This window comes from Streptomyces sp. NPDC023723, assembly GCF_040639815.1.
GTDB lineage: Bacteria > Actinomycetota > Actinomycetes > Streptomycetales > Streptomycetaceae > Streptomyces.
The window spans coordinates 1-22573 of record NZ_JBFAAP010000077.1; the positions used below are offsets into that span (position 1 = coordinate 1).

General features: G+C 74.3%; 22 protein-coding genes. 11 read left to right on the forward strand and 11 right to left on the reverse strand.

Going from position 1 to position 22573, the window contains the following annotated elements:
- Nucleotides 1-126: 126 nt before the first annotated feature.
- Nucleotides 127-342: a hypothetical protein gene (locus AB0G32_RS37525; protein WP_361174448.1), complete on the forward strand. Its 216-nt coding sequence runs from the start codon at nucleotides 127-129 to the stop codon at nucleotides 340-342.
- Between the two features lie 136 nt (nucleotides 343-478).
- Nucleotides 479-2743: a catalase gene (locus tag AB0G32_RS37530; protein ID WP_361174451.1), complete on the forward strand. Its 2265-nt coding sequence runs from the start codon at nucleotides 479-481 to the stop codon at nucleotides 2741-2743.
- A gap of 93 nt (nucleotides 2744-2836) precedes the next feature.
- Here AB0G32_RS37530 and AB0G32_RS37535 read toward each other — a convergent pair whose 3' ends face one another.
- Together AB0G32_RS37535 and AB0G32_RS37540 are read right to left on the reverse strand one after the other, a co-directional pair.
- A complete protein-coding gene (locus AB0G32_RS37535) occupies nucleotides 2837-3709 on the reverse strand; it encodes a diacylglycerol kinase family protein (protein WP_361174454.1) in 873 nt (290 codons plus the stop codon).
- Between the two features lie 119 nt (nucleotides 3710-3828).
- Complete coding sequence (locus AB0G32_RS37540; protein WP_361174457.1) at nucleotides 3829-4110, reverse strand: hypothetical protein; 282 nt, start codon at nucleotides 4108-4110, stop codon at nucleotides 3829-3831.
- A gap of 135 nt (nucleotides 4111-4245) precedes the next feature.
- Here AB0G32_RS37540 and AB0G32_RS37545 point away from each other — a divergent pair, with 135 nt between their 5' ends.
- Complete coding sequence (locus tag AB0G32_RS37545; protein ID WP_361174460.1) at nucleotides 4246-4611, forward strand: STAS domain-containing protein; 366 nt, start codon at nucleotides 4246-4248, stop codon at nucleotides 4609-4611.
- Nucleotides 4612-4613: 2 nt separating this feature from the next.
- Here the strand turns inward: AB0G32_RS37545 and AB0G32_RS37550 are convergent, their stop codons facing one another.
- A complete protein-coding gene (locus AB0G32_RS37550) occupies nucleotides 4614-4991 on the reverse strand; it encodes an ATP-binding protein (RefSeq protein WP_361174463.1) in 378 nt (125 codons plus the stop codon).
- Nucleotides 4992-5399: 408 nt separating this feature from the next.
- Between AB0G32_RS37550 and AB0G32_RS37555 the strand changes: the two genes are divergently transcribed.
- Entirely contained in the window at nucleotides 5400-6617 is a 1218-nt protein-coding gene (locus AB0G32_RS37555; protein WP_361174466.1) for a glycoside hydrolase family 64 protein, read from the forward strand.
- Between the two features lie 47 nt (nucleotides 6618-6664).
- On the opposite strand, the gene AB0G32_RS37560 is transcribed toward AB0G32_RS37555, so the two are convergent.
- Entirely contained in the window at nucleotides 6665-7999 is a 1335-nt protein-coding gene (locus AB0G32_RS37560; RefSeq protein WP_361174469.1) for an endo-1,4-beta-xylanase, read from the reverse strand.
- 226 nt (nucleotides 8000-8225) lie between these two features.
- Here AB0G32_RS37560 and AB0G32_RS37565 point away from each other — a divergent pair, with 226 nt between their 5' ends.
- The gene (locus AB0G32_RS37565; protein WP_361174472.1) at nucleotides 8226-10934 is read left to right on the forward strand and encodes a SpoIIE family protein phosphatase; all 2709 of its coding nucleotides are present in this window, start codon (nucleotides 8226-8228) and stop codon (nucleotides 10932-10934) included.
- An 85-nt stretch (nucleotides 10935-11019) separates the two neighbouring features.
- Here the strand turns inward: AB0G32_RS37565 and AB0G32_RS37570 are convergent, their stop codons facing one another.
- Nucleotides 11020-11193 carry a CsbD family protein gene (locus AB0G32_RS37570; RefSeq protein WP_361174475.1) on the reverse strand — a complete coding sequence of 58 codons (174 nt, stop codon included), beginning with the start codon at nucleotides 11191-11193 and terminating at the stop codon, nucleotides 11020-11022.
- A gap of 170 nt (nucleotides 11194-11363) precedes the next feature.
- Here AB0G32_RS37570 and AB0G32_RS37575 point away from each other — a divergent pair, with 170 nt between their 5' ends.
- A complete protein-coding gene (locus AB0G32_RS37575; RefSeq protein ID WP_361174478.1) occupies nucleotides 11364-11510 on the forward strand; it encodes a hypothetical protein in 147 nt (48 codons plus the stop codon).
- 65 nt (nucleotides 11511-11575) lie between these two features.
- On the opposite strand, the gene AB0G32_RS37580 is transcribed toward AB0G32_RS37575, so the two are convergent.
- The gene (locus AB0G32_RS37580) at nucleotides 11576-13030 is read right to left on the reverse strand and encodes an MFS transporter (RefSeq protein WP_361174481.1); all 1455 of its coding nucleotides are present in this window, start codon (nucleotides 13028-13030) and stop codon (nucleotides 11576-11578) included.
- Between the two features lie 215 nt (nucleotides 13031-13245).
- Here AB0G32_RS37580 and AB0G32_RS37585 point away from each other — a divergent pair, with 215 nt between their 5' ends.
- Nucleotides 13246-14610 (forward strand): FAD-dependent oxidoreductase, encoded by a 1365-nt coding sequence (locus AB0G32_RS37585; protein ID WP_361174484.1) that lies wholly within the window; start codon nucleotides 13246-13248, stop codon nucleotides 14608-14610.
- 52 nt (nucleotides 14611-14662) lie between these two features.
- Here the strand turns inward: AB0G32_RS37585 and AB0G32_RS37590 are convergent, their stop codons facing one another.
- The 5 genes from AB0G32_RS37590 to AB0G32_RS37610 form a co-directional block, all read right to left on the reverse strand.
- Nucleotides 14663-15433, reverse strand: a complete 771-nt coding sequence (locus tag AB0G32_RS37590; RefSeq protein ID WP_361174487.1) for a DUF4097 family beta strand repeat-containing protein — start codon at nucleotides 15431-15433, stop codon at nucleotides 14663-14665.
- A 120-nt stretch (nucleotides 15434-15553) separates the two neighbouring features.
- Nucleotides 15554-15928 (reverse strand): hypothetical protein, encoded by a 375-nt coding sequence (locus AB0G32_RS37595; protein ID WP_361174490.1) that lies wholly within the window; start codon nucleotides 15926-15928, stop codon nucleotides 15554-15556.
- A gap of 50 nt (nucleotides 15929-15978) precedes the next feature.
- Nucleotides 15979-16527 carry a roadblock/LC7 domain-containing protein gene (locus AB0G32_RS37600; RefSeq protein ID WP_361174493.1) on the reverse strand — a complete coding sequence of 183 codons (549 nt, stop codon included), beginning with the start codon at nucleotides 16525-16527 and terminating at the stop codon, nucleotides 15979-15981.
- Between the two features lie 38 nt (nucleotides 16528-16565).
- A complete protein-coding gene (locus AB0G32_RS37605) occupies nucleotides 16566-17357 on the reverse strand; it encodes a hypothetical protein (protein ID WP_361174496.1) in 792 nt (263 codons plus the stop codon).
- A complete protein-coding gene (locus tag AB0G32_RS37610; protein WP_361174499.1) occupies nucleotides 17354-17752 on the reverse strand; it encodes a hypothetical protein in 399 nt (132 codons plus the stop codon). Before AB0G32_RS37610 ends, AB0G32_RS37605 begins: the two co-directional genes overlap by 4 nt.
- Nucleotides 17753-18020: 268 nt before the next feature.
- Between AB0G32_RS37610 and AB0G32_RS37615 the strand changes: the two genes are divergently transcribed.
- The 4 genes from AB0G32_RS37615 to AB0G32_RS37630 all read left to right on the forward strand — a co-directional run bounded on the left by AB0G32_RS37615 (nucleotide 18021) and on the right by AB0G32_RS37630 (nucleotide 22559).
- Nucleotides 18021-19085: a YihY/virulence factor BrkB family protein gene (locus tag AB0G32_RS37615; protein WP_361174502.1), complete on the forward strand. Its 1065-nt coding sequence runs from the start codon at nucleotides 18021-18023 to the stop codon at nucleotides 19083-19085.
- Between the two features lie 613 nt (nucleotides 19086-19698).
- Nucleotides 19699-20850 carry a hypothetical protein gene (locus AB0G32_RS37620; protein WP_361174505.1) on the forward strand — a complete coding sequence of 384 codons (1152 nt, stop codon included), beginning with the start codon at nucleotides 19699-19701 and terminating at the stop codon, nucleotides 20848-20850.
- Between the two features lie 167 nt (nucleotides 20851-21017).
- Nucleotides 21018-21566: a 2Fe-2S iron-sulfur cluster-binding protein gene (locus tag AB0G32_RS37625; protein ID WP_361174508.1), complete on the forward strand. Its 549-nt coding sequence runs from the start codon at nucleotides 21018-21020 to the stop codon at nucleotides 21564-21566.
- Nucleotides 21567-22559 (forward strand): xanthine dehydrogenase family protein subunit M, encoded by a 993-nt coding sequence (locus AB0G32_RS37630; RefSeq protein ID WP_361174512.1) that lies wholly within the window; start codon nucleotides 21567-21569, stop codon nucleotides 22557-22559.
- Nucleotides 22560-22573 lie beyond the last annotated feature (14 nt).

Below are 22573 nucleotides of genomic sequence, written 5' to 3' on the forward strand. Positions count from 1 at the left end.
GCCCGTAGCTCCTCTCTCGGGGGGGGGGGGGGGGGGGGGGTCCCCCGGCCGCCCGCGTCCGGTCGCGGCCCGGGCCGGGGACCGTGAGGCTGGTACGGCACGGGTCACCCGGAGCCGGGAGCTGCCATGTACAAGTCGTCCTGGGCGCTGATCGCGGCGCTGGCCGTCGTCCTCGCCTGCCCCGCCGGGCCGGCGCGGGCCGGCACGGCGCGCGTTCCTGCCGACGTCACCGCCACCGAGTGCCTCAGGGGCGGCGGATTGTTGCTGGTGCTGTGGGACGGCCAGGGCGGCTGGCTCAAGCAGTGCCAGGGCGGCACCCACGACGGCGAGACGGTCGTCTGACGCGCCGTCCCCCCGGGCCGCCGTCCATTTCGGCGCGCTGATCCCGGCATCCATGGGTACCCGCCGCGCGGCCGGGGACCCGTGCCCCGGCCGCGACGACACCGACCGGCCGGCCGACATCGGAGGAATGAGACGTATGAGCGAGGCCAACCCTCTCAAGCGGGTAGCCGACAAGGTCAGCGACGCCCTGCGGGGCGACGGCCCGGAGGACGGCGTGCCCGGCAAGCCGGGGCCCGAGTCGCCGTCGCTGGCCGAACCCACCGAGCCCCGCGAACCGCTGCCGCCCAAGCCCGACCAGAGCGGCCCGGACACCGTGTCGCCGACCGGGCAGCCGACCGGCGCGGACCAGGCGCGCAAGGCACAGTCCGGGGCCTATCTGACGAACGCGCAGGGCACCCGGCTGTACGACACCGACCACTCGCTCAAGGCCGGTCCGCGCGGTCCGGTGCTGCTCCAGGACCATCATCTGCGCGAGAAGATCATGCACTTCGACCACGAGCGCATCCCGGAGCGCGTGGTCCACGCCCGGGGCGCGGGCGCGCACGGCACCTTCCAGAGCTACGGCACCGCGGCCTCCGTGACCAAGGCGGCGTTCCTCGCGGCGGACGTGGAGACGCCGGTGTTCACCCGGTTCTCCACGGTGGCGGGCTCGCGGGGCTCCTCGGACACCGTGCGGGACACCCGCGGTTTCGCGACGAAGTTCTACACCAGCGAGGGCGTCTTCGACCTGGTCGGCAACAACATCCCGGTGTTCTTCATCCAGGACGCGATCAAGTTCCCGGACGTCGTGCACTCGGTCAAGCCGCACCCGGACCGGGAGATCCCGCAGGCGCAGAGCGCGCACGACACCTTCTGGGACTTCGTCTCGCTGCACCCCGAGGCGACCCACCACACCATCTTCTTCATGGGCGACCGGGGCATCCCGCGGTCCTACCGGATGATGGAGGGCTTCGGCGTCCACACCTTCCGGCTGGTCAACGCCGCCGGTGAGACGACGCTGGTGAAGTTCCACTGGAAACCGAAGCTGGGCACGCACTCGCTGGTGTGGGACGAGGCGCAGCTGATCAACGGTGTCGACCCGGACTTCCACCGCCGGGACCTGGCCGACGCCATCGAGGCGGGCGCGTACCCGCAGTGGGAGCTGGGCATCCAGACCTTCCCCGACACCCCGGAGCAGACCTTCGAGGGCATCGACCTGCTGGACCCGACCAACCTGGTGCCCGAGGAACTCGCCCCGGTGCAGCCGGTCGGACTGCTCACCCTGAACCGCAACCCGTCCAACTACTTCGCCGAGACCGAGCAGGTCGCCTTCCACGTCGGCCACCTCGTGCCCGGCATCGACGTCACCGACGACCCGCTGCTCGCGGGCCGGCTGTTCTCGTACCTGGACACCCAGATCACCCGGCTCGGCGGCCCGAACTTCCCGCAGCTGCCGATCAACCGGCCGCACGCGCCGGTCAACGACATGCTGCGGGACGGCATGCACCAGACGGCGGTGCACCGGGGCGTGGCGCCGTACCGGCCCAACTCCCTGGACGGCGGCTGTCCGTTCACGGCCGGCGCGGACACCGGGGCGTTCATCGAGGCGCCGGTGCGGGTGCCGGAGGGCCGCAAGGTGCGCGAGGCGCCCGAGTCGTTCGCGGACCACTACAGCCAGCCGCGCCGGTTCTGGCTGAGCATGAGCCCGGTGGAGAAGGAGCACATCGTCGGCGCCTACACCTTCGAGCTGGGCAAGTGCTACGAGCAGGCGGTCCGGGAGCGCACACTCCAGGTGCTGGCCAACATCGACCCCGAGCTGTGCCGGCAGGTCGCCACCGGGCTCGGCCTGCCGGCCCCGGAGCCGACCGTGCCGCTGGCCGACGTCCAGCCCAGTCCGGCCCTGTCCCAGCTGCACGGGACCTGGCCCACCGCGGGCCGGGTGATCGGCATCGTGACCGGCGGCGACGACCTGGAGGGCGTCGCGGCGGTGCGGGAGGCGGTGCTGACCGCGGGCATGGTGCCGCTGGTCGTCGCGCCCGTCGGCGGCCCGCTGGGCGGCGGCGCGCTGAGCGCGCAGCGCACGTTCGTGACGGCCCGGTCGGTGGAGTTCGACGCCGTGCTGATCGCCGGGGTGCCCGCGCCGGGCAGTGACGCGTACACCGCCCGGGACGCGAAGTCCGACCCGGCGCCGGTCGGCGGGGCGACCACCGACCCTCGGGTGGCGCTGCTGCTGTCGGAGGCGTTCCGGCACGGCAAGGCGATCGGTGCCTGGGCGGGCGGCGAGGCGGCGCTGGAGGCGTCCGGGGTGCCCACCGACGCCCCGGGCGTGGTCCTCGCCACCTCCGGCACCTCGGCCCTGGAGCAGATCACCACGCTCCTGGGCGGTCACCGGGTGTGGGAACGCTTCACCACCCAGGTCTGACCGGGTGTCTCCCGGCGGGGCGGGACCGGTACGGACGCGCGTGCCGGACCCGCCCCGCCGCGGGCGGCACCGGCGGTCAGGTCCGGTGCGGTCTCAGTACAGCACCCGCAACGCCCCGGGCAGCACCCGCGCGGTGACCGGCAGCGCGGCGTCGACCTCGCCGTCGGCGCCGTAGGGCACGCTCCGGTCGGCCTCGATGCGTATCTCCCGGCCGCGCAGCACCCGTACCTGGGGCCGGTGGACGTGGGTGCCGGCGTCCAGTTCGCGCATCAGGGCGAAGAACAGGCGGCGCGGGGTGTGCCGGATCATGACGACGTCCAGCAGGCCGTCGTCCAGCCGGGCGCCGGGGGCGATGCGGCGGCCGGAGCCGTAGTAGCCGGAGTTGGCGGCCACCACCGTGTAACCGCGGCACAGGTGCGTCTCGCCGTCGACGGTGACGCGGTAGCCGGCCGGGCGCCAGCCGGCCACGGCGCGCAGCGCGCCGGCGTAGTAGGAGGCGGTGCCGCGCAGCAGCCGGGCCCGGTTGGCGTGCCGGTTGGCGAGCGCGTCGACGCCCGCGTAGACGCTGCCCAGCACCACGGTGCGGTCGTGGACGGCGGAGGTCAGTTCGACGGTGTCGACGGGGCGGGGCGCGCCGTGCAGGAGCAGGCGGGCGAGGGCGGCGGGGTCGGCGGGGAGGCCGAGGGCGCGCGCGAAGTCGTTGCCGCGGCCGGCCGGGACGAGGCCGAACAGGGTGCCGGTGCCGCTGAGCGCGCCGCCGACCGCCCCGGTGATGCCGTCCCCGCCGACGGCGAGCACGGTTCTGCCGCGCCGCCCGGCGGCGCGGGCGAGCCGGCCCGCGTGGGCCAGGCTGCGGCTGGGCTCGGTCTCCAGCCCGGCGCCCGCCGCGCGCAGCAGCGCGGCCACCCGGTGCAAGGCCGCGACGCCGCCCGCGGCGGGATTGACGACGGCGGTGAACTGACGCATCTGCGGGCCTTCCGGACTGACGGACCTCGAACGAACCTGCGGCACCTGACGTACGGTGCCGCACTGTTCTCTCATGAGGGTCCGCGCCGGACGGCGGCCGGGGTGGGGGCCGGCCGGGATCAGCCGGGGCTGTCGCCGTCCGGCCGCAGCGCCCGGCCGACTTCCGCCTCGACCTCGCGCGGCGTCCGCCCGTGCTCCCTGACGTACTCGGCCAGCGCGGTGCGCCAGTCGCGGTCGAGGTCGCGCCAGGCCCGCACGGCGGTCTCGTAGGTGCTGGACTGCCGCGGGGTCCACTGCTGCTGGGTGGGCGGGCCGTAGGCGTCCCGCAACTGTTCGACCCGGCGCTGCGCCAGGTCCGCCGCACGCCGCTTGTGCACGAGCTCGTCGAATGTGTACGCCACAGGAAAAGACCCTAGTCACGGCACGGCTCCCGCGCGCGTCGAGCCGGTCCTCCACAAGTTGCCCACCAAGGGCCCCCGGACCCTTAACATCATGGTCACCAACCATGGCCGGACCTGCACGAGAAGTGAGGAAGCGTGTCGGACACCGAGGGCGCAGCGGTGCCTGAGCGGCTGCTGATCACCCGTACCACCACGGACGACGACATCTGTGTCGTCACCCTCGCGGGTGAAGTGGATCTCGACGGCAGCGCCCAGCTGCGCGACGTACTGCTGTCCGGCCTGAAGGGCTCCCGGGGCGCGGTGGTCGACCTGGCGGACGTGGCCTTCATGGACTCCAGCGGCATCAACGTGTTCATCGCGGCGCACCAGGCGGCCGAGGCCGGCGGCAACTGGCTGCGGCTGGCCGCCCCGCGGCAGGCCGTGCGGCGGGTGCTGCAACTGGTCGGGGTGGACGCCCTGATCGCCTGTTACCCGACGGTCGACCAGGCCCTCGGCGACTGAGGTCAGCTCAGCGGAAGTCGCGCGTACACGGTCTTCCCCCGGTCGTGCGGCTTGGTGATCACCTCGTCGCACAGCCGGGTCACGATCTCCAGGCCGTGCCGTCCGACCCGCAGCGGATCGCGGGGCAGGAAGGTGGGAAAGCCGTCCCCGGTGTCCGACACCGCGATCTCCACCTGGTCCTCCACCAGCGTCAGCACCAGCCGGCAGGGCCCCGGCGCGTGCCGCAGCGCGTTGGTGACCAGCTCACTGGCGACCAGGCGGGCGGCGTCCAGGAAGCCGGCCGAGGTCCGCACCCCCGCCGCACCGAGCCGCCCGACGAATCCCTGGACGACGTCCCGGGCGGCGGGGATCATCGCCGAGCCGCCCCTGAAGTCCGCCACCGTGGACAGGACAGACGAACCCGCGGCATCGGGTCTGCGCGCCGGAGTCATACAGAGCCTCACCGTCCGGTCCGGGGCCGAGTAGCGGAAGCCGAAGCCCGCGGCACCTCACGATACGCATCCGAGGGGCGGTTGCGATTCGCTTGCCGTCAACTTGCTCCCGGTCCCCGGTTTTTCGGACACCGCCGACGTGTGCGGCGGCGGACCTGGGGCAGGCGGGGGCCGCGGGCTGCTCCCCGTTCCTGTCCCGGTACGCATGCGGAGCAGCCCGCGTTCACGGTCTGCGCACGGTGTTGACATGCGCACACCCCACCGGCACTCTGAGAGCGCTCTCAGCAGGTCCGTACCAACACCACTTCCCCCCACGTCTCCGCGGCTCTGCCCCCAGGGCCCGTACGGAGGTTGCGCATGTTCCAAGGACTCCGCAGACGACTCGGACACCGGCTCGCCGCGACGGCGACCGCCCTGGCCACCACGGTGGCGGGCGCCCTGCTCGCGACCGGCTCCGCCGCCCCGGCCGAAGCCGCGGTCCCCGCGACGATCCCGCTCCAGATCACCAACAACTCCGGCCGCTCCGGGCCGCTCTACGTCTACGACCTCGGCACCGAGCTGTCGACCGGCCGGCAGGGCTGGGCCGACGCGAGCGGCGCCTTCCACGCCTGGCCGGCCGGCGGCGCCCCGCCGGTCCCGGCCCCCGACGCCTCGATCGCCGGTCCCGGGCCCGGGCAGTCGGCGACCATCCAGATCCCCAAGTTCTCCGGCCGGATCTACTTCTCCTACGGCCAGAAACTGGTGTTCCAGCTGGCCACCGGCGGGCTGGTGCAGCCCGCCGTGCAGAACCCCAGCGACCCGAACCGCGACATCCTCTTCAGCTGGTCGGAGTACACGCTCAACGACTCCGGCCTGTGGATCAACAGCACCCAGGTGGACATGTTCTCGGCGCCGTACGCGGTCGGCGTCCAGCGCGCCGACGGCACCACGGCCACCACCGGACACCTGAAGGCGGGCGGCTACAACGGGTTCTTCAGCACCCTGCGCGCCCAGTCGGGCGGCTGGTCCGGCCTGATCCAGACCCGCGCGGACGGCACCGTGCTGCGGGCGCTGTCCCCGCTGTACGGCGTGGAGACCGGCGCGCTGCCGGCCTCGGTCATGGACGACTACATCAACCGGGTCTGGCAGAAGTACGCCACCTCGACGCTGACGGTCACCCCGTTCACCGACCAGCCGGCCGTGAAGTACTACGGGCGGGTCAGCGGCGGTGTCATGAACTTCACCAACAGCGCGGGCGCCGTCGTCACCAGCTTCCAGAAGCCGGACGCGAGCAGCGTCTTCGGCTGCCACCGGCTGCTGGACGCGCCCAACGACCAGGTGCGCGGCCCGATCTCACGCACCCTGTGCGCGGGCTTCAACCGGTCCACGCTGCTGACCAACCCGAACCAGCCGGACACCTCGTCGGCCGGCTTCTACCAGGACGCGGTGACCAACCACTACGCCCGCGCGGTGCATGCCCAGATGGCCGACGGCAAGGCGTACGCGTTCGCCTTCGACGACGTCGGCAATCACGAGTCGCTGGTCCACGACGGCGCGCCGGCCAAGGCGTTCCTGACGCTGGACCCCTTCAGCTGACCGGCCGCCCGGGGCGCGCCACCGTCCGGTGCGCCCCGGGCCCCGGGTCAGGAGGCCGTGCAGGTGCCGACCGTCGGCACCGCGACGCTGCCGTTCTTCGCGACGGTGAACCCGAAACTGGTCGAGGCGCCGGCCGCCAGGCTCCCGTTCCAGCTCGGCTTGACCGTCATCACGTTGCCGCTGCTGTCCCAGGTCGCCGTGGCGTTCCAGACGGCGGTGACCTTCTGCGGCGCGGTCAGGGTGACGGTCGTCGTCCAGGCACCGACCGGCGCCGTGCCCGCGGTGACGGTGACCTTGCCGTTGTAGCCGTCGTTCCACTGCGCGTCCGTGCTGTACGTGGCCGTGCAGGCCGCGCCGGTACCCGGGTCGGTGCCGCCGCCCGTGCCGCCGAGGGCGGTCAGTACGGCGTTGTAGGCGGGCTTCTTGGCGTAGGAGCCGTCGAACAGCAGCGGGGTGCCGCTGCTGCGCCAGGAGTACTTGTCGGTGACGCCCCAGACGGTGAGGCCGGTGCAGCGGCTCACCGCCAGGCACGCCTTGACGACATTGCCGTAGCTGGTCGCCTGGGCGGTGCCGGAGCCCTCGATGTCCAGTTCGGTGATCTGCACGTCGACGCCGAGGTCGGCGAAGCGCTGGAGGTTGGCCTGGTAGTCGGCCGGGACCGGGGAGGCGCTGTTGAAGTGCGACTGGAAACCGACGCAGTCGATCGGCACGCCGCGGGCCTTGAAGTCCTTGACCATGGCGTAGACGGCATTGCTCTTCGCGTTGACGCCGTCGGTGTTGTAGTCGTTGTAGCAGAGCTTGGCGGCCGGGTCGGCGGCGCGGGCGGTGCGGAACGCCTCCTCGATGAAGCCGTCGCCCAGCTTGTCCTGGAACGGGGAGCTGCGGCGGGCGCCGGAGGAGCCGTCCTGGAACGCCTCGTTGACCACGTCCCAGCTGTGGATCTCGCCCTTGTAGTGGGTCATGAGCTGGGTGATGTGGCTGTTCATCGCGGTACGCAGGTCGGTGGCGCCCAGTGGGCTCACCCAGGACGGCAGCTGGGAGTGCCAGACCAGGGTGTGGCCGCGGACGTCCATGCCGTGGCTCTGCGCGTGGTTCACGATCTGGTCGGCGGCGGTGAAGGTGAAGCCGCCCCGGGTCGGCTCGGTGGCGTCCCACTTCATCTCGTTCTCGGGCGTCACGGAGGTGAACTCGCGGTCCAGGGTGGCGGCGTAGTCGGACTCGCCCAGGTGACTGGCCGCGACGGCGGTGCCGAAGTAGCGGCCCTGGCCGGCCGCGGCCGAGCCGAGCGTGTCGGCGGCCTCGGCGGTGTGCGCGGCGGCCGTCAGGGCGGTCGCGGCGATCAGCCCGGCCGTCGCGGCTCTCAGTAAGTGTGTCAGATGCATGACATTCCTTTCGGCCGAAAGCCGGGTGAGCGAAAGTTTCGAGGCTGTTTCCGAATTTCGCGGTGGAGGTTACGGACTCGCACGGTCCGGGTCAACGGCCGTCACCGCATGAGTTCGGGGAACGGACGACATGGCGTGAACCTGTTACGAGGGGAACCGGGGCCGAAACATTCGAACGCCGACCATCGCGTCGCCACACTCGGCCCGGCAGGGTAGACATGGACATATGGTCCGACTCCCGGGCGGATCGGAAGCCCGGCCCACCCGCAGTCCCGGCCGGCCGCGGCGCGCACCGGTCCCGGGGCTGCGGTCCGCGCTGCCCCGGCGCAGCCTGGCCGGACAAGTGTTCGCCCTGCATGTGGTGGTGCTGCTGCTGCTCGTGCTGGCGGCGGTGGTCGCGCTGGTGCTCCAGGCCCGGGGCGACAGCCGCACCGAGGCCCGCAACCGCTCGGTCGCGGTGGCCGGGGCCTTCGCCAACTCCCCCGGCATCGTCGAGGCGCTGCGCGCCCCCGACCCCACGGCGGTGCTCCAGCCCCGGGCGGAGGCCGCCCGCGAGGCGGCGGACGTGGACTTCGTCGTCGTGCTGAACACCGACGGCATCCGCTACACCCACCCCGAACCGGACCGCATCGGCCGCGCGTACGTCGGCACCTTCGCGCCCGCGCTGGAAGGGCGGACCGTGACCGAGGAGATCGACGGCACCCTCGGCCCGCTGACCCAGGCCGTGGTCCCCGTCAAGGCCTCCGACGGCACCGTCGTGGGCCTGGTGTCGGCCGGCGTCACCACCGACCGCGTGGGCGGCGCCGTCCACCGCCAGCTGCCGCTGCTGCTGGGCACCGCCGCGGCGGCGCTGGTGCTGGCCACGGCGGGCACCGCGCTGGTCAGCAGGCGGCTGCTGCGCCAGACCCACGGCCTGGGCCCGGACGAGCTGGCCCGGATGTACGAACACCACGACGCGGTGCTGCACTCGGTCCGCGAAGGAGTGCTCATCGTCGGCGGCGAGGGCACCCTGCTGCTCGCCAACGACGAGGCGCACCGCCTGCTCGGCCTGCCCGCCGACGCCGAGGGACGGCGGGTGCGCGACCTCGGCCTGGACCCCGGCACGGCCGAGCTGCTGGCCTCCGGCCGGGTCGCCACCGACGAGGTGCACCGGGTCGGGGACCTGCTGCTGGCGGTCAACCAGCGCCCCACCGACATCCGCGGCGGACCGCCCGGCAGCGTCGCCACGCTGCGCGACTCCACCGAGCTGCGCGCCCTGTCCGGCCGGGCGGAGACCACCCGGGCCCGCCTCGACCTGCTCTACGACGCCGGCGTGGGCGTCGGCACCAGCCTGGACGTCACCCGTACGGCCGAGGAACTGGCCGGCCTCGCGGTGCCGCGGTTCGCGGACCTGGCCACCGTGGACCTGTCCGACGCGGTGCTCACCGGGGGCCCGCCGGAGCCGGGGCGCCCGCTGCTGCGGACCGCGGTCAGCGGGACCGCGGCGGACACCGCCCTGTTCCCGCCGGGCCGGCGCATCGACTTCGTCGCCTCCACCCCGCAGGCGGCCGCCATCCGCACCGGCCGGGCCGTCCTCGAACCGGACCTGACCCGGGCGCACGGCTGGCAGGCGCAGGACCGGGAGCGCGCGGCGCGGGTGGTGGAGTACGGCGTCCACTCGCTGATCGCCGTACCGCTGCGGGCGGGCACCCTCCAGCTCGGGGTGGTCACCTTCTGGCGCGCCGGGCGGCCGGAACCGTTCGACCGGGACGATCTGGCGCTCGCCGAGGAACTGGTCGCGCGGGCCGCGGTCTCCATCGACAACGCGCGCCGCTACACCCGTGAGCACAGCATGGCGGTGACCTTGCAGCGCAGCCTGCTGCCGCGCACCCTGCCCGAGCAGAACGCCCTGGAGATCGCCTACCGGTACCTGCCCGCGCGGGCCGGGGTGGGCGGTGACTGGTTCGACGTACTGCCGCTGTCCGGGGCCCGGGTGGCCCTGGTGGTCGGGGACGTCGTCGGGCACGGGCTGCACGCCGCGGCGACCATGGGGCGGCTGCGCACGGCGGTGCACAACTTCTCCGCGCTGGACCTGCCGCCCGACGAACTGCTCGCCCTGCTGGACGAGCTGGTCGGCCGCATCGACCAGGACGAGGGCGCCGAGTCGGCCGCCGGGGACAGCGCCCCCGTCACCGGCGCGACCTGCCTCTACGCCATCTACGACCCGGTCTCGCGCAGCTGTACGGTCGCCCGGGCCGGCCATCCGCCGCCCGCCCTGGTCCATCCCGACGGCCGGGTCGAGATCGTGGACGTCCCGGCGGGACCGCCGCTCGGGCTCGGCGGGCTGCCCTTCGAGGCGACCGAGCTGCGGCCGGCCGAGGGCAGCCGGCTGGTGCTCTACACCGACGGGCTGATCGAGGACCGGGAGCGGGACATCGACGAGGGGCTGGCGGAGCTGCGGGCCGCCCTGGCGGCGGCCGGGCCGTCGCCCGAGGAGACCTGCCGCGCGGTGCTCGACGCCCGGCCGCCGGCCGCCTCGGGCGACGACATCGCCCTGCTCGTGGCGCGCACCCGGGCGCTCGGCGCGGACCGGGTCGCCCAGTGGCCGGTGCCGGCCGATCCGGCGGCCGTCGGCGAGGTACGGGCCGCGGTGACCCGGCGGCTGTCCGAGTGGGGCCTTACGGAACTGGCGTTCACCACCGAGCTGATCCTCAGCGAGCTGGTCACCAACGCGATCCGGCACGGGGCGGAGCCGATCCGGGTCCGGATGCTGTACGACCGCAGCCTGATCTGCGAGGTCGCCGACAGCACCAGCACCTCGCCGCACCTGCGGTACGCGGCCATGACCGACGAGGGCGGCCGGGGCCTGTTCCTGGTCGCCCAGCTCGCCGAACGCTGGGGCACGCGGTACACCCCGGCGGGCAAGGTGATCTGGGCGGAGCAGCCGGTGCCCTGAACCGTTCGCCGCCGCCCGGACGTACGGAACCCCGGCGCCCGTCAGGGGCGCCGGGGTTCCGTCGGCGTTCCAGTGACTCAGTGCCTCAGTGGCGGAAGGCGTCCTTCGTCTTCTCCTTGGCCTGGCGCGCGTCGCCCTTGGACTGCTCGGCGCGGCCCTCGGCCGTCAGCCGCTCGTTGCCGACGGCCCGCCCCACCGCCTCCTTCGCCTTGCCCTTGGTCTGTTCCGACTTGGCCTTGGACTTCTCGGTGCCTGCCACGGTCGTTCCACCTCTGCTGTCACATCGGTTGCGGATCGTTCGCTGTCCCTGCGGGTTTCCCGCTCCGGCGCGGGGAAACGTCCCCGGGCCGCCGGGGTGAGCGGTGCCGGGCCGGGTAGGCGGTCCCTGCGCGGGCAGCCCGCCCGCCGGGAGACCACAGGAGGCACGTGATGGCCGGACTGCTGGAGAGGATCAAGCGGTACGCGCGCAGTCCGCAGGGACGCCGGACGGCGGAGCAGGTCCGCCGGGCCGCCGCCGACCCGCGCCGCCGGGCCCAGGCCCAGGGGCTGCTGCGCCGGTTCGGCAAACGCCACTGACCGATCGCGCCGGCCGACCGCCGTCGGCCGGCCGTTGCTGGGCGACGGCACCGGACGGGCCGGGTTCAGTCGTGGCTCGCGTGGGCGTGACTGTGGGACGGCTCCGCGGGGCCGGGCCGGCCGCCGTCGGCGCGGTCCCGCCGCCAGTCCGCGACGGCGACGGCCAGCGCGCACAGCATGAAGGCGACCCCGCTGCCGACCGACAGCGCCACCGCCTCGCGGTAGTTGTCGTGGGTGCTGGTCAGCACCAGGTAGAACAGGCCGGGCAGCGCGGCGGTGCCCACGGCGCCGCCGAGCCGCTGCCCGGTCTGCATGGCGCCGCCCGCCGCGCCGGCCATCCGGACCGGCACGTCGCGCAGCGTCATCGTGACGTTCGGGGAGATGACACAGCCGCTGCCGAGGCCGCCGAGGAACAGCAGCGGGGCGCTGAGGTAGGCCACCGAGCCGGCCGGCGCCAGCCACAGCACCAGGGCGGTGCCGCCCAGCCCGGCCATGACGGCGACCAGTCCGCACACGGTCAGCAGCCGCCCGAACCGGCCCACCAGGCGGCCCGCCACGGCCGCGGCCCCGGCGGAGCCGGCGGCGAACGGGGTCACCGCGAGACCGGAACTCAGCGGTGAGTAGCCCAGCCCGTTCTGGAAGAACAACGCGAAGACCAGCCAGACGCCGCTGAAGCCGACGAAGTACAGGGTGGCCAGGCCCGCGCCGGTGGCGTAGCCGCGGGTGGCGGTGAACAGCCCGGTGTCGAGCAGCGGATCGCCGTCCCGGGCCGCGACCCGGCGCTCCCACCGCACGAAGCCCACGAGGATCAGCGCTCCGGCCGGGAACAGCCACCACAGGCGGCTCAGCCCGCCGGCCTCGGCCAGCACCAGCGGCAGCATCACCGCGAGGATGCCGACGCCCAGCAGCGCCACCCCCACCGGGTCGAGCCGGCCCCGGCGGCCGGGTGCCACCCGGGGCAGCAGCCGCCAGCCGAGCACCAGGGCGACCAGGCCGACCGGCACGTTGACGTAGAAGATCCAGCGCCAGCCGTCGGGGCCGTCGGCGAGCGCCAGGATCAGGCCGCCGACCACCGGTCCGACGGCGCTGGAGACGCCGACGGTGGCGCCGAACAGCCCGAAGGCCCGGCCCCGCTCGGCGCCCTGGAACATCTGCTGGATCAGCGCGGTGTTCTGCGGCGCCAGACTGCCGGCCGCCACGCCCTGGGCGAGCCGGGCGACGACCAGGAGCGTGACCGTGGGCGCGGCGCCGGCGGCCGCGCTGCACACCACGAAGGCGGCCAGCGCGATCAGGAAGACCCGCCGTCGGCCGAAGGCGTCGCCGAGCCGTCCGGCGGTCACCAGGGTGAGCGCGAACGCCAGGGCGTACCCGGAGACGACCCACTGCACGGAGGTGGCCGAGGCGCTCAGCTCGCGCTGCATGGACGGCAGGGCGACGGCGACGATCGTGACGTCCAGCAGGGTCATGAACCCGGCGACCAGCGTGGCCCACAGCGCCCGCCAGCGGTTCGGATCGTTCACGGGGACTCCCTCCATGCGGCAGGACGCGAACAGGCTCGACGCCGCGCGCCTGCCTGCGTCACCTGTCACCGATCAGGGGGAGTCCAAACAACCGCCACCGCATCCCATAAGCTCACCTTATGAGCTCATAGATCGGACCCGCGTACCGACTTAGGGTCCCCTTAGCTTAGGCTTCCCGTCGAGTCGATCTGTCACCGCTCGAAGGGAACCTGAACATGCCCCGCCCTCTGCGGGTAGCCATCGTCGGATCCGGTCCCGCCGGAATCTACGCCGCCGACGCCCTGCTCAAGTCCGAGGTGGCCGCCGAGCCCGGCGTGTCCATCGACATCTTCGAGCGCATGCCCGCCCCGTTCGGGCTCATCCGCTACGGCGTCGCCCCCGACCACCCGCGGATCAAGGGCATCATCACGGCCCTGCACCAGGTGCTGGACAAGCCGCAGATCCGCCTCTTCGGCAACGTGGACTACCCGTCCGACATCAGTCTGGACGACCTCCGCTCCTTCTACGACGGTGTGATCTTCGCCACGGGCGCGACGGCCGACCGCGATCTGGCCATACCCGGCGTCGACCTGGACGGTTCCTACGGCGCGGCCGATTTCGTCGCCTGGTACGACGGCAACCCGGACTTCCCGCGCAGCTGGCCGCTGGAGGCCGAGAAGGTCGCCGTGCTCGGGGTCGGCAACGTCGCCCTGGACATCGCGCGCGTCCTGGCCAAGACGGCGGACGAACTGCTGCCCACCGAGATCCCGGCCAACGTCTACGAGGGCCTGAAGGCCAACAAGGCGCTGGAGGTGCACGTCTTCGGCCGGCGCGGCCCGGCGCAGGCCAAGTTCAGCCCGATGGAGCTGCGGGAGCTGGACCACTCCCCCAACATCGAGGTCATCGTCGACCCCGAGGACATCGACTACGACGACGGTTCGATCGCCACCCGGCGCGGCAACAAGCAGGCCGACATGGTCGCCAAGACCCTGGAGAACTGGGCCATCCGCGACGTCGGCGACCGGCCGCACAAGCTGTTCCTGCACTTCTTCGAGTCGCCGACCGAGATCCTCGGCGCCGACGGGAAGGTGGTCGGCCTGCGCACCGAGCGCACCGAGCTGGACGGCACCGGCAACGTCAAGGGCACCGGCAGGTTCACCGACTGGGACGTGCAGTCCGTCTACCGCGCGGTGGGCTACCTGTCCGACAAGCTGCCCAAGCTGCCCTGGGACATCGACTCCGGCACGGTGCCGGACGAGGCCGGGCGGGTCATCCAGGAGAGCGGCGAGCACCTTCAGTCGACGTACGTCACCGGCTGGATCCGGCGCGGCCCGATCGGCCTGATCGGGCACACCAAGGGCGACGCCAACGAGACGGTGGCCAGCCTGCTGGCCGACCACGCGAACGGCCGGCTGCACACGCCCGCCGCGCCCGCCCCGGAGGCCGTCGACGCCTTCCTGGCCGAGCACGGCGTCCGGTTCACCACCTGGGAGGGCTGGTACCGGCTGGACGCCGCGGAGAAGGCGCAGGGCGAGCCGCACGGCCGCGAGCGCGTGAAGTACGTCGAGCGCGAGGACATGCTCCGCTGGAGCGGTGCCTGACCGACCGCCCGGCGATGCCGTCACCGTCCCCCGGGAGGATCGCTTCCGGGGGTCAGTCGCGTGCGGCGACGACGTCGCCGTTGACCGTGCTGAGCCGGATGACGCGGCCGTCCGTGTCGCCCGTGGTGGGTACGCCGACGGAGGGGCTGCCGTTGTCGGTGGCCGCGGTGACCCGGTAGGCGGGCGCGTCCGGCGGCAGGGCGAGGCGGACCGAGCCGTTGACCGTGCTCCCGCCGACCCCGGCCGGTGCGGTGGCGCAGGCCAGGGTCACGTCGCCGTTCACCGTCTCGGCGTGCAGCTTCCCGGCGCGCAGCGCGGTGGCGCGGACCGAGCCGTTGCGGGTGGCCAGCCGTACCGCGGCGGCGTCGGCTCCGGACCGGGTGACGGTGACGTCCCCGTTGACGGTGGTCAGGTCCAGGGCGCCGGTGATCCCGGCGGCGTCGATGCCCGCGTTGCGGGCGGTGACGGTGACGGAGACCCCGTCGGGTATCTCCACCCGCGGCATCCGGGGGCACCGCCCGTCCCGTCCCGCGCAGTCCAGGTCGAGCACCCGGGTGTCGTCGTCGCCGTCCCCGTCGTCGTCCGCGCCGTCCCGGCGGGTCCAGCGGTGGCCGGCCCGGTCGTCCACCGCCACCTCGTCGCCGTCACCGGGGCGCAGGGTCACCCCGTTCTCCGTGGTGATCACGAGATGGGTGCCGGACGGCACCTGGAACGCTCCCCGCGCGTCCGGCAGTTCGGAACCCTCCCCGTCTCCCCCGCATCCGGCCGTGCCGGAGAGCAGGGCGAGGACCAGTGCCGCGCGGGCCGCTGTCGTCGGCTTCATGCCGGACCGACTTCCCCGCTCCGGGCGGGACATGACCCCTGAGGTTCCGCGGGGGACTCGGCGCGGGGAGGGCGAACCGCTCCGGGCCCGGGGCCCGGGGCGGCTTGCGGTGCGGCGCGCTCAGACCTCCAGTTCGTTCTCGATCCGGCGCAGTTGGTGGCGGGCCATCGCCAGGTTGGCCCGGCTCGCGTCCAGCACCAGATAGAGGAAGAGCCCGTTGCCGCCGCGTCCCTTGATCAGACGGATCATGTGGTACTGGCTGCTCAGCGTGATCAGGATGTCCTCGATCTCCTCCTTCAGGCCGAGGAGTTCCATCGTGCGCAGCTTGGCCCGCACCACGTCGGTGTTGCCGGCGGCGGCCACTTCCAGGTTGAAGTCCTTGGTGCCGCCCAGGGTGCCCAGGGCCATGCCGCTGGTGTAGTCGACGAGCGCGGCGGCCGACGCCCCGTCGATGGTGCTGAGGCATTCCTTGAGCGCGGTTTCCAGGTTGGCCATGAGTGGGTCTCCCTTTCGTGGTGATCGAGCTTTCGTCGTGACCGGGCGGATCAGTTCGGCAGGCGCCGGTCGCCGGCCGGGGGACGGGGTGGTCGGGTGGGCCGCTGCGGGGTGCGCACCGGCAGCGTGCCGATAGGGCGGGCCGGGTCCACGGGGGCGGGGGCCGCCTCCCCGGCGCCGGTCCGGTCGTCGTCGGCGGGCCGGGCCTCGGCGGTACGGGCCCCGCGGGCGCGGTCGGCGACCAGCTCGCCGATCCGCACGCCGCTGCGCCGGCCCTCCAGGTGCAGCCGGCCCACGTTGACGCGGTCCTCGGCGAGCAGGGTGAGCACGGCGGCCGGACCGGCCGCGTAGGTGGCGACGTAGCCCTCGGCGCCGCGCAGCAGCAGTTCGCGGAAGTCGCCGCGGCCGGTGGCGTCCGCCGTGCGGTGCGCGACGCCGAGGGCGGCGGCGGTGAGCGCGGCCAGGCCCTCCGGTTCGGTGCCCGGCGCGTCGTGGGCGAGGACCAGTCCGTCGACGGTGGCGGCGAGTGAGCCGGTGAGCTGGGGCACGCGGTGGCGCAGACGGTGCAGTTCGGCCAGGACGTCGCTCTCGACGGCCATCAGCAGTCTCCTTTCGGCACGCTGGCGGCGCGCGCGGATCACAGGGCCTCCAAGGCGTCGCGGAGCCGGCGCAGCAGGGCGGCGTCGGGGTCGTCCCAGGCGGCACCGCACGGGTCCGGGGCGGACCCGGTGGCCTGCGCGGGGACGCGGGCGGCGGTGGTGACGAGTCCGTCGGCGGCCAGCCGGCGCAGTTCGACGAGGGTGTGGTAGGTGCGGCAGGCCAGGGCCACGGCGATGTCGGCGGCGGTACGGACACCGTCGACCAGGGCGAGGACCCGGCCGCGCCGGGCCGGCAGGGCGGCGGGCTCCGCGGCGGCGGCCCGGGCCAGCGGCGCGACGTCGACCAGCGGGTCGGGCCAGATGTCGTGCAGCAGGTCGCGGCGGCGTCGTGACTCGCGCAGCACGGTCCGCACCGGCACCGGGCGCACCACGCCGAGCCAGTGCGCGGCGCCGGGCCGGAAGCGGTGCGCGCGGGTGTCGTGGCCGAGGGCGAAGTAGGCGGCGTCGAACAGCGCGCCCAGGTGGCACAGTTCCAGCGCGCCGGCGGCGAGCCGGCCGTCGTCCACCAGCCGGCGGGCCACCCGGTGCCGGGCGCCGTCCCGGTCGATCGCCGCCCACCAGCCGTCCTCGGTGAGCGCCCCGCCGCGCACCAGCAGCACGCCGAGGTCGGGGGTGTGCGCGGACTCGACGTGCGCCACCCGGCCGGCCGTGAGGTAGAAGACGCCCCGCTCGCCGGTCAGGGCGCCGGTGGCGCCCTCGGCGGCCAGCGCGCCCAGCGCGGCCGAGGTGGTGTCGTGCGCGGCCCAGGCCGGCGTCGTCCCGGCCGTCATCCGAGCACCAGCCGGGCCGCCGTCTCGCCCAGCCGGATCCGGGCCAGCGCGAGGTTGCCGTCGTTGCGGTCCAGCCACAGGTGCAGGAAGACGGTGCTGTCGAAGGGGGTGGGGACGAACCGGATCAGATGGTAGGCGTCGCCGGTGGTGACGATCATGTCCTCGACGGGTGGCTCCTCGCCGGCCGCGCCGTCCGGCCCGGCCGGCGCGAGCGAGCCGCTCTCCGCGGCGTGCCGGGCCAGTTCGGCGCTCTCCGCGGCGGTCGCCTCCGCGTCGCCGCCCGGCGCGTCGCCCACCGCGCCCAGGGCCAGTCCGCTGATCCAGTCGACCAGCCAGGCCCCGCGCGCGCCGGGCAGGCGCATCGCCTCCAGCAGGCTCTCGTCTATTCCGGGCACGCCGAAACCCCTCCCCGCACGCCGAGGCCCCTTCTCGCACAGCCGTTCCGTCAACGTGACCGGGACACTACGGAAAGTGCGCGCGCCGGGTGGAGGCTTTGGCATTTTCCAGAGACACGTGCCCTCGGTGCGGCATACTGCGGGTGTCTATGGCCGTTCGCGGCCGTGTGCCGGCGGTCCTGCCCGTGGCGGGAGCGCGGACAGGCCCGCCCCGACCCGGACGGGTCCCCGGGGGCGTGTCCGGCGCCGGACGGGCTACTCGGCGTCCATGGCCCGACTCCACATGCCCCACCGCGGGAAACACTCTTCCGCTCGCGACGACGACGCCCCGGGCGGCGCCCACGAGGACTTCGGCCCGGACAGCGCCACCGAGCGCGCCGCCCCGGACTCCCCCACCGAGCTGCCCAAGCGCTCCTGGACCGCGCTGCTGCGGCGGGTGGTGAAGGAGTTCAAGGACGACGAGCTGACCGACCGCGCCGCCGCCCTCACCTACTACGGCATCCTGGCCCTGTTCCCGGCCCTGCTGGTGCTGGTCTCCCTGCTCGGCATCGCCGGGCAGTCGGCCACCCAGGAGGTCCTGGACAACGTGCAGAAACTGGCCCCGGGATCGGCGCGGGACGTGCTGACCGACGCGATCCGGCAGTTGCAGGCCAAGGCCGGTCTCGGCTCGGTGCTGGCGGTGGTCGGCGTGCTCGGCGCCGTGTGGTCGGCGTCCGGCTACGTGGCCGCCTTCATCCGCGCGGCCAACGCCGTGTACGACGTGCCCGAGGGGCGGCCGGTGTGGAAGGTGCTGCCGCTGCGGGTGCTGCTGACCGTGGTGCTGCTAGTGCTGGCGGTGGCCAGCGCGCTGATCGTGGTGTTCACCGGCTCGCTGGCCGAGCAGGCGGGCACCGCGCTGGGGGTGGGCGACACGGCGGTGACCGTCTGGTCGATCGCCAAGTGGCCGGTTCTGGTGCTGCTGGTGATCCTCATGATCGCGGTCCTGTACTGGGCCACCCCGAACGCCCGGCTGCGCGGCTTCCGCTGGGTCACCCCCGGCAGCCTGGTGGCGCTGCTGATCTGGCTGGTCGCCTCCGCCGGGTTCGCGTTCTACGTGGCGAACTTCGGCTCGTACAACAAGACCTACGGGACCCTGGCCGGCGTGATCATCTTCCTGGTCTGGCTGTGGGTGACCAACCTGGCCATCCTGCTGGGCCTGGAGTTCGACGCGGAGCTGGCCCGGCAGCGGGTGATCGACGGCGGTCATCCGGCCGACCACGAGCCGTACGTCGAGCCGCGCGACACCCGGGCCTGGGACGAGGCGGACCGGCGGCGCGCGGACCGGGGGGAGTGATCCGGGGGCAGTGATCCGGGGGCAGTGATCCGGCACCGCCGGGAAGTCCGGCGCCGCGGACAGCACCGACGGCCCCGGACCCCACCGGACCGGCCCAGCCGCAGCGGCGCACCGACCCGCGGGCAGAGACCCGCGCCACGGCCAGACCAGGGCGGCCTGGCCGCCGTCGGCCCAGACCGTGTCGCTCGCCGAGGGCGTCGGTGCTGCCGCGGACAGCACCGACGGCCCCGGACCCCACCGGACCGGCCCAGCCGCAGCGGCGCACCGGCCCGCGGGCAGAGACCCGCGGCACGGCGGGACCGGGGCGGCGTGACCGCCGTCGGCCCGGACCGTGTCGCCGAGGGCGTCGGTGCCGGGCGGTGTCTCGACAGTGTCTCGACCGCCCTGCGCGCCTCCTGGCCGTCGAGGCGCGGGTTCATCGGGTCGCCCCTTCGGGTGCCGGGCGGCCGGCCGGGTACTTCCTCCCGCCGCCGCCCGCCTTCCCCGTCGCCGCGCGGGTCCGCGCCCGGCCGGCCGGGGTGTCCCGGCGCGTCGGCGCACCCCGGGTGATCCGCCGCGGCCGGCGGCGACGATACTGGGCCTGCGCACGTGCCCCCGCCCTCCAGATGGACTCATGCCGACCTCATCGACCGATCGCCCCACGATTCCGCCGACCGTGTGGCCGGCCCGCGGCCGCCACGTCGGAACCGCCGCGCGGAACGTCCTGCTGCGGACCCTGCGGCAGCACAAGGACAGCGGGGTCGTCGACGACTTCCGCGAACTGCCGCGGGACGGGGAGGACACTGGGGACCGGATCTTCGAGGCTCGCTGGCGGGTGGACCCGGACGTCACCGTCCGGGCCCGGCTGACCCTGGGGGCCGGTTCGGCCGGGTCCCAGGAGTGGACGCTGATCGCGGAGGCCGAGGAGCACTGGGACCAGGCGTGGCCCTCCCCCGCCGGGATGTTCTGGCCCGACGACCCGGACGTCACCTGGGACCGGGACGCCGCCACCGGCCTGCGGCTGCGCGGCCTGAACACGCTGCCCGAGGACGACAAGGCGGTACGCCGGCTGCTGCGGGACGCCGGGCGCGACGCCTGGCTGATCCACGTCGTGGTCCACGAGGCGATGACCCCGGACCACCGCGGCCGCATCCCGCTGGTGCGGTGGCTGCCGCCGAGCCTGCGCCACCGCGTGGTGGAGCACCGCGCGGCCCCGCAGCAGCTGCGGGTGGTGAACTGGGCGCTGGAGGAGTTCGGCGTCCAGATGCCGCGGGGCGGCGCGGTGGTGCTGCCCGGCACCCCGGCCCCGGCCGAGCCGGGCGACCTCTCGGTGCGCAGCGTCTTCCTGGACGGTTCCGAGCCCGCCGAGCTGACCGCGACGGTACGGCGGTTCGCCGCGCTGGCCAGGCCGCTGCCGGACGGCGGCGAGCCGGCGCTCACCGCGCTGCGGGAGGACTGGGGGCTGCTGACGCTCCAGGAGGAGCTGGAGCGCGAACGCCGGCTGGTGGCGATGTACGCCGAGGCGCTGGAGGCGATGACCCAGTCCCGGGACCTGTACCGGGAGGCGGCCGAACGCGCGGGCGAGGCGCTGGCCGCGCTGCGCGAATCCGCCGGGACGCTGCCGGCCGTCCGCGCCGAGCCGGCCGAGACCCGCGCCGCGTCGCCGCTGCGCGCGCTGACCCGGGGCCTGGAGCGCCTGAAGGGAGCGTCGGCGGCCCGGTCCACGGCGCCGGGCGGCGACCCGGCGGACCCGGACCCCGGCCGGTCCCGGTCCGAGGAGCGCTGAGCGCCCGCCGGACCGCCCGGAGCACGCGGTCCGCGACACCGGACGGCTCCCGCGGGCCGCCGCGGCGGCCCGGCCGCGGTGGCCGCCGGACGGGACGTGTCAGGCGGGACAACCTGGATACGCGGACTGGACAGCCGTACCGGCCCGTCCCGGAAGGTCATCGCGCCATGGACAGCCACGACACGACCGCAGCCGCCGTACCCGAACGCTCGGACACCCATGTCCGGGTCAACGGCAAACCCCACACCCTCTGCGTCGACCACCGCCGGGTCCTGCTGGACCTGCTGCGCGAGGATCTCGGGCTCACCGGGGCCAAGAAGGGGTGCGACCACGGCCAGTGCGGAGCCTGCACGGTCCTGGTGGACGGGCGGCGCGTCAACAGCTGCCTGCTGCTCGCCGTCACCCTGGACGGCTCGGAGGTCACCACCGTGGAGGGACTCGGCGACCACGGGGAGGACCTGCACCCGTTGCAGCAGGCGTTCCTGGACCGGGACGCCTTCCAGTGCGGTTACTGCACCCCGGGCCAGCTCTGCTCCGCGCTCGGCGCGGTCGCCGAGGCCAACGCCGGGCACCCCTCGCACGTCACCGACCCGGCGACGCCCTCGGGCCGGCCGGTGCCGCTGGACCGCGAGGAGATCCGGGAGCGGCTGAGCGGCAACCTGTGCCGGTGCGGCGCGTATCCGCGGATCGTCGACGCCGTAGAGGACGTGATCTGAGTGCGGCCCTTCGCCTATGTCCGCGCCGGCAGCGTCGAGGAGGCCACCGACGCCTTCGCCGCCCGGCCTGGCGCCCGCTACCTCGGCGGCGGCACCAACCTCGTCGACCTCATGAAGCTGGGCGTCGAGGCGCCCACCGCGCTGATCGACGTCACCCGGCTCCCGCTGGCCGACGTGACGGAACTGCCCGACGGCGGGCTGCGGGTCGGCGCGATGGTCCGCAACAGCGACCTCGCCGCGCACCCGGTGGTCCGCGACCGCTACCCGGCGCTGTCGCAGGCGCTGCTCGCGGGCGCCTCCGGGCAGTTGCGCAACGCCGCCACCACCGGCGGCAACCTGCTCCAGCGCACCCGCTGCCCCTACTTCCAGGACCTGGCCAAGCCCTGCAACAAGCGCGAGCCCGGCACCGGCTGCGGCGCTCTCGAGGGCGTGCACCGGGACCACGCGGTGCTCGGCCACTCCGACCAGTGCATCGCCACCCACCCCTCGGACCTGGCGGTGGCGCTCGCCGCCCTCGACGCCCGGGTGGAGCTGCGCGGCCCGGACGGCGCCCGCGGTGTGCCGGCCGCCGACTTCCACCGGCTGCCCGGTATGCGCCCGGAAAAGGACACCGAGATCCACCCGGGCGAGCTGATCACCTCGGTGCTGCTGCCGGCGGCCACCGGCGGGCTGCCGTCGCGCTACCGCAAGGCCCGGGACCGGGCGTCGTACGCCTTCGCGCTGGCCTCCGTGGCCGCCGTGCTGCACTGCGAGAACGGGGTCGTCGAGCGGGTCGGTCTGGCCTTCGGCGGCCTGGCGCACCGGCCGTGGCGGGCCCGGCGGGCCGAGGACGCGCTGGTCGGCGTCGCACCCACGGCGGCGGCCTTCGAACGCGCCGTCGACCTGGAGCTGGCCGCGGCCGAACCGCTGCGGGACAACGCCTACAAGGTGCCCCTCGCCCGGCGCCTCGCCCTCGACGTCCTGGGCCGGCTCGCGCCGGTCGCCTCCGTCTGAACCGGCGTCCACGA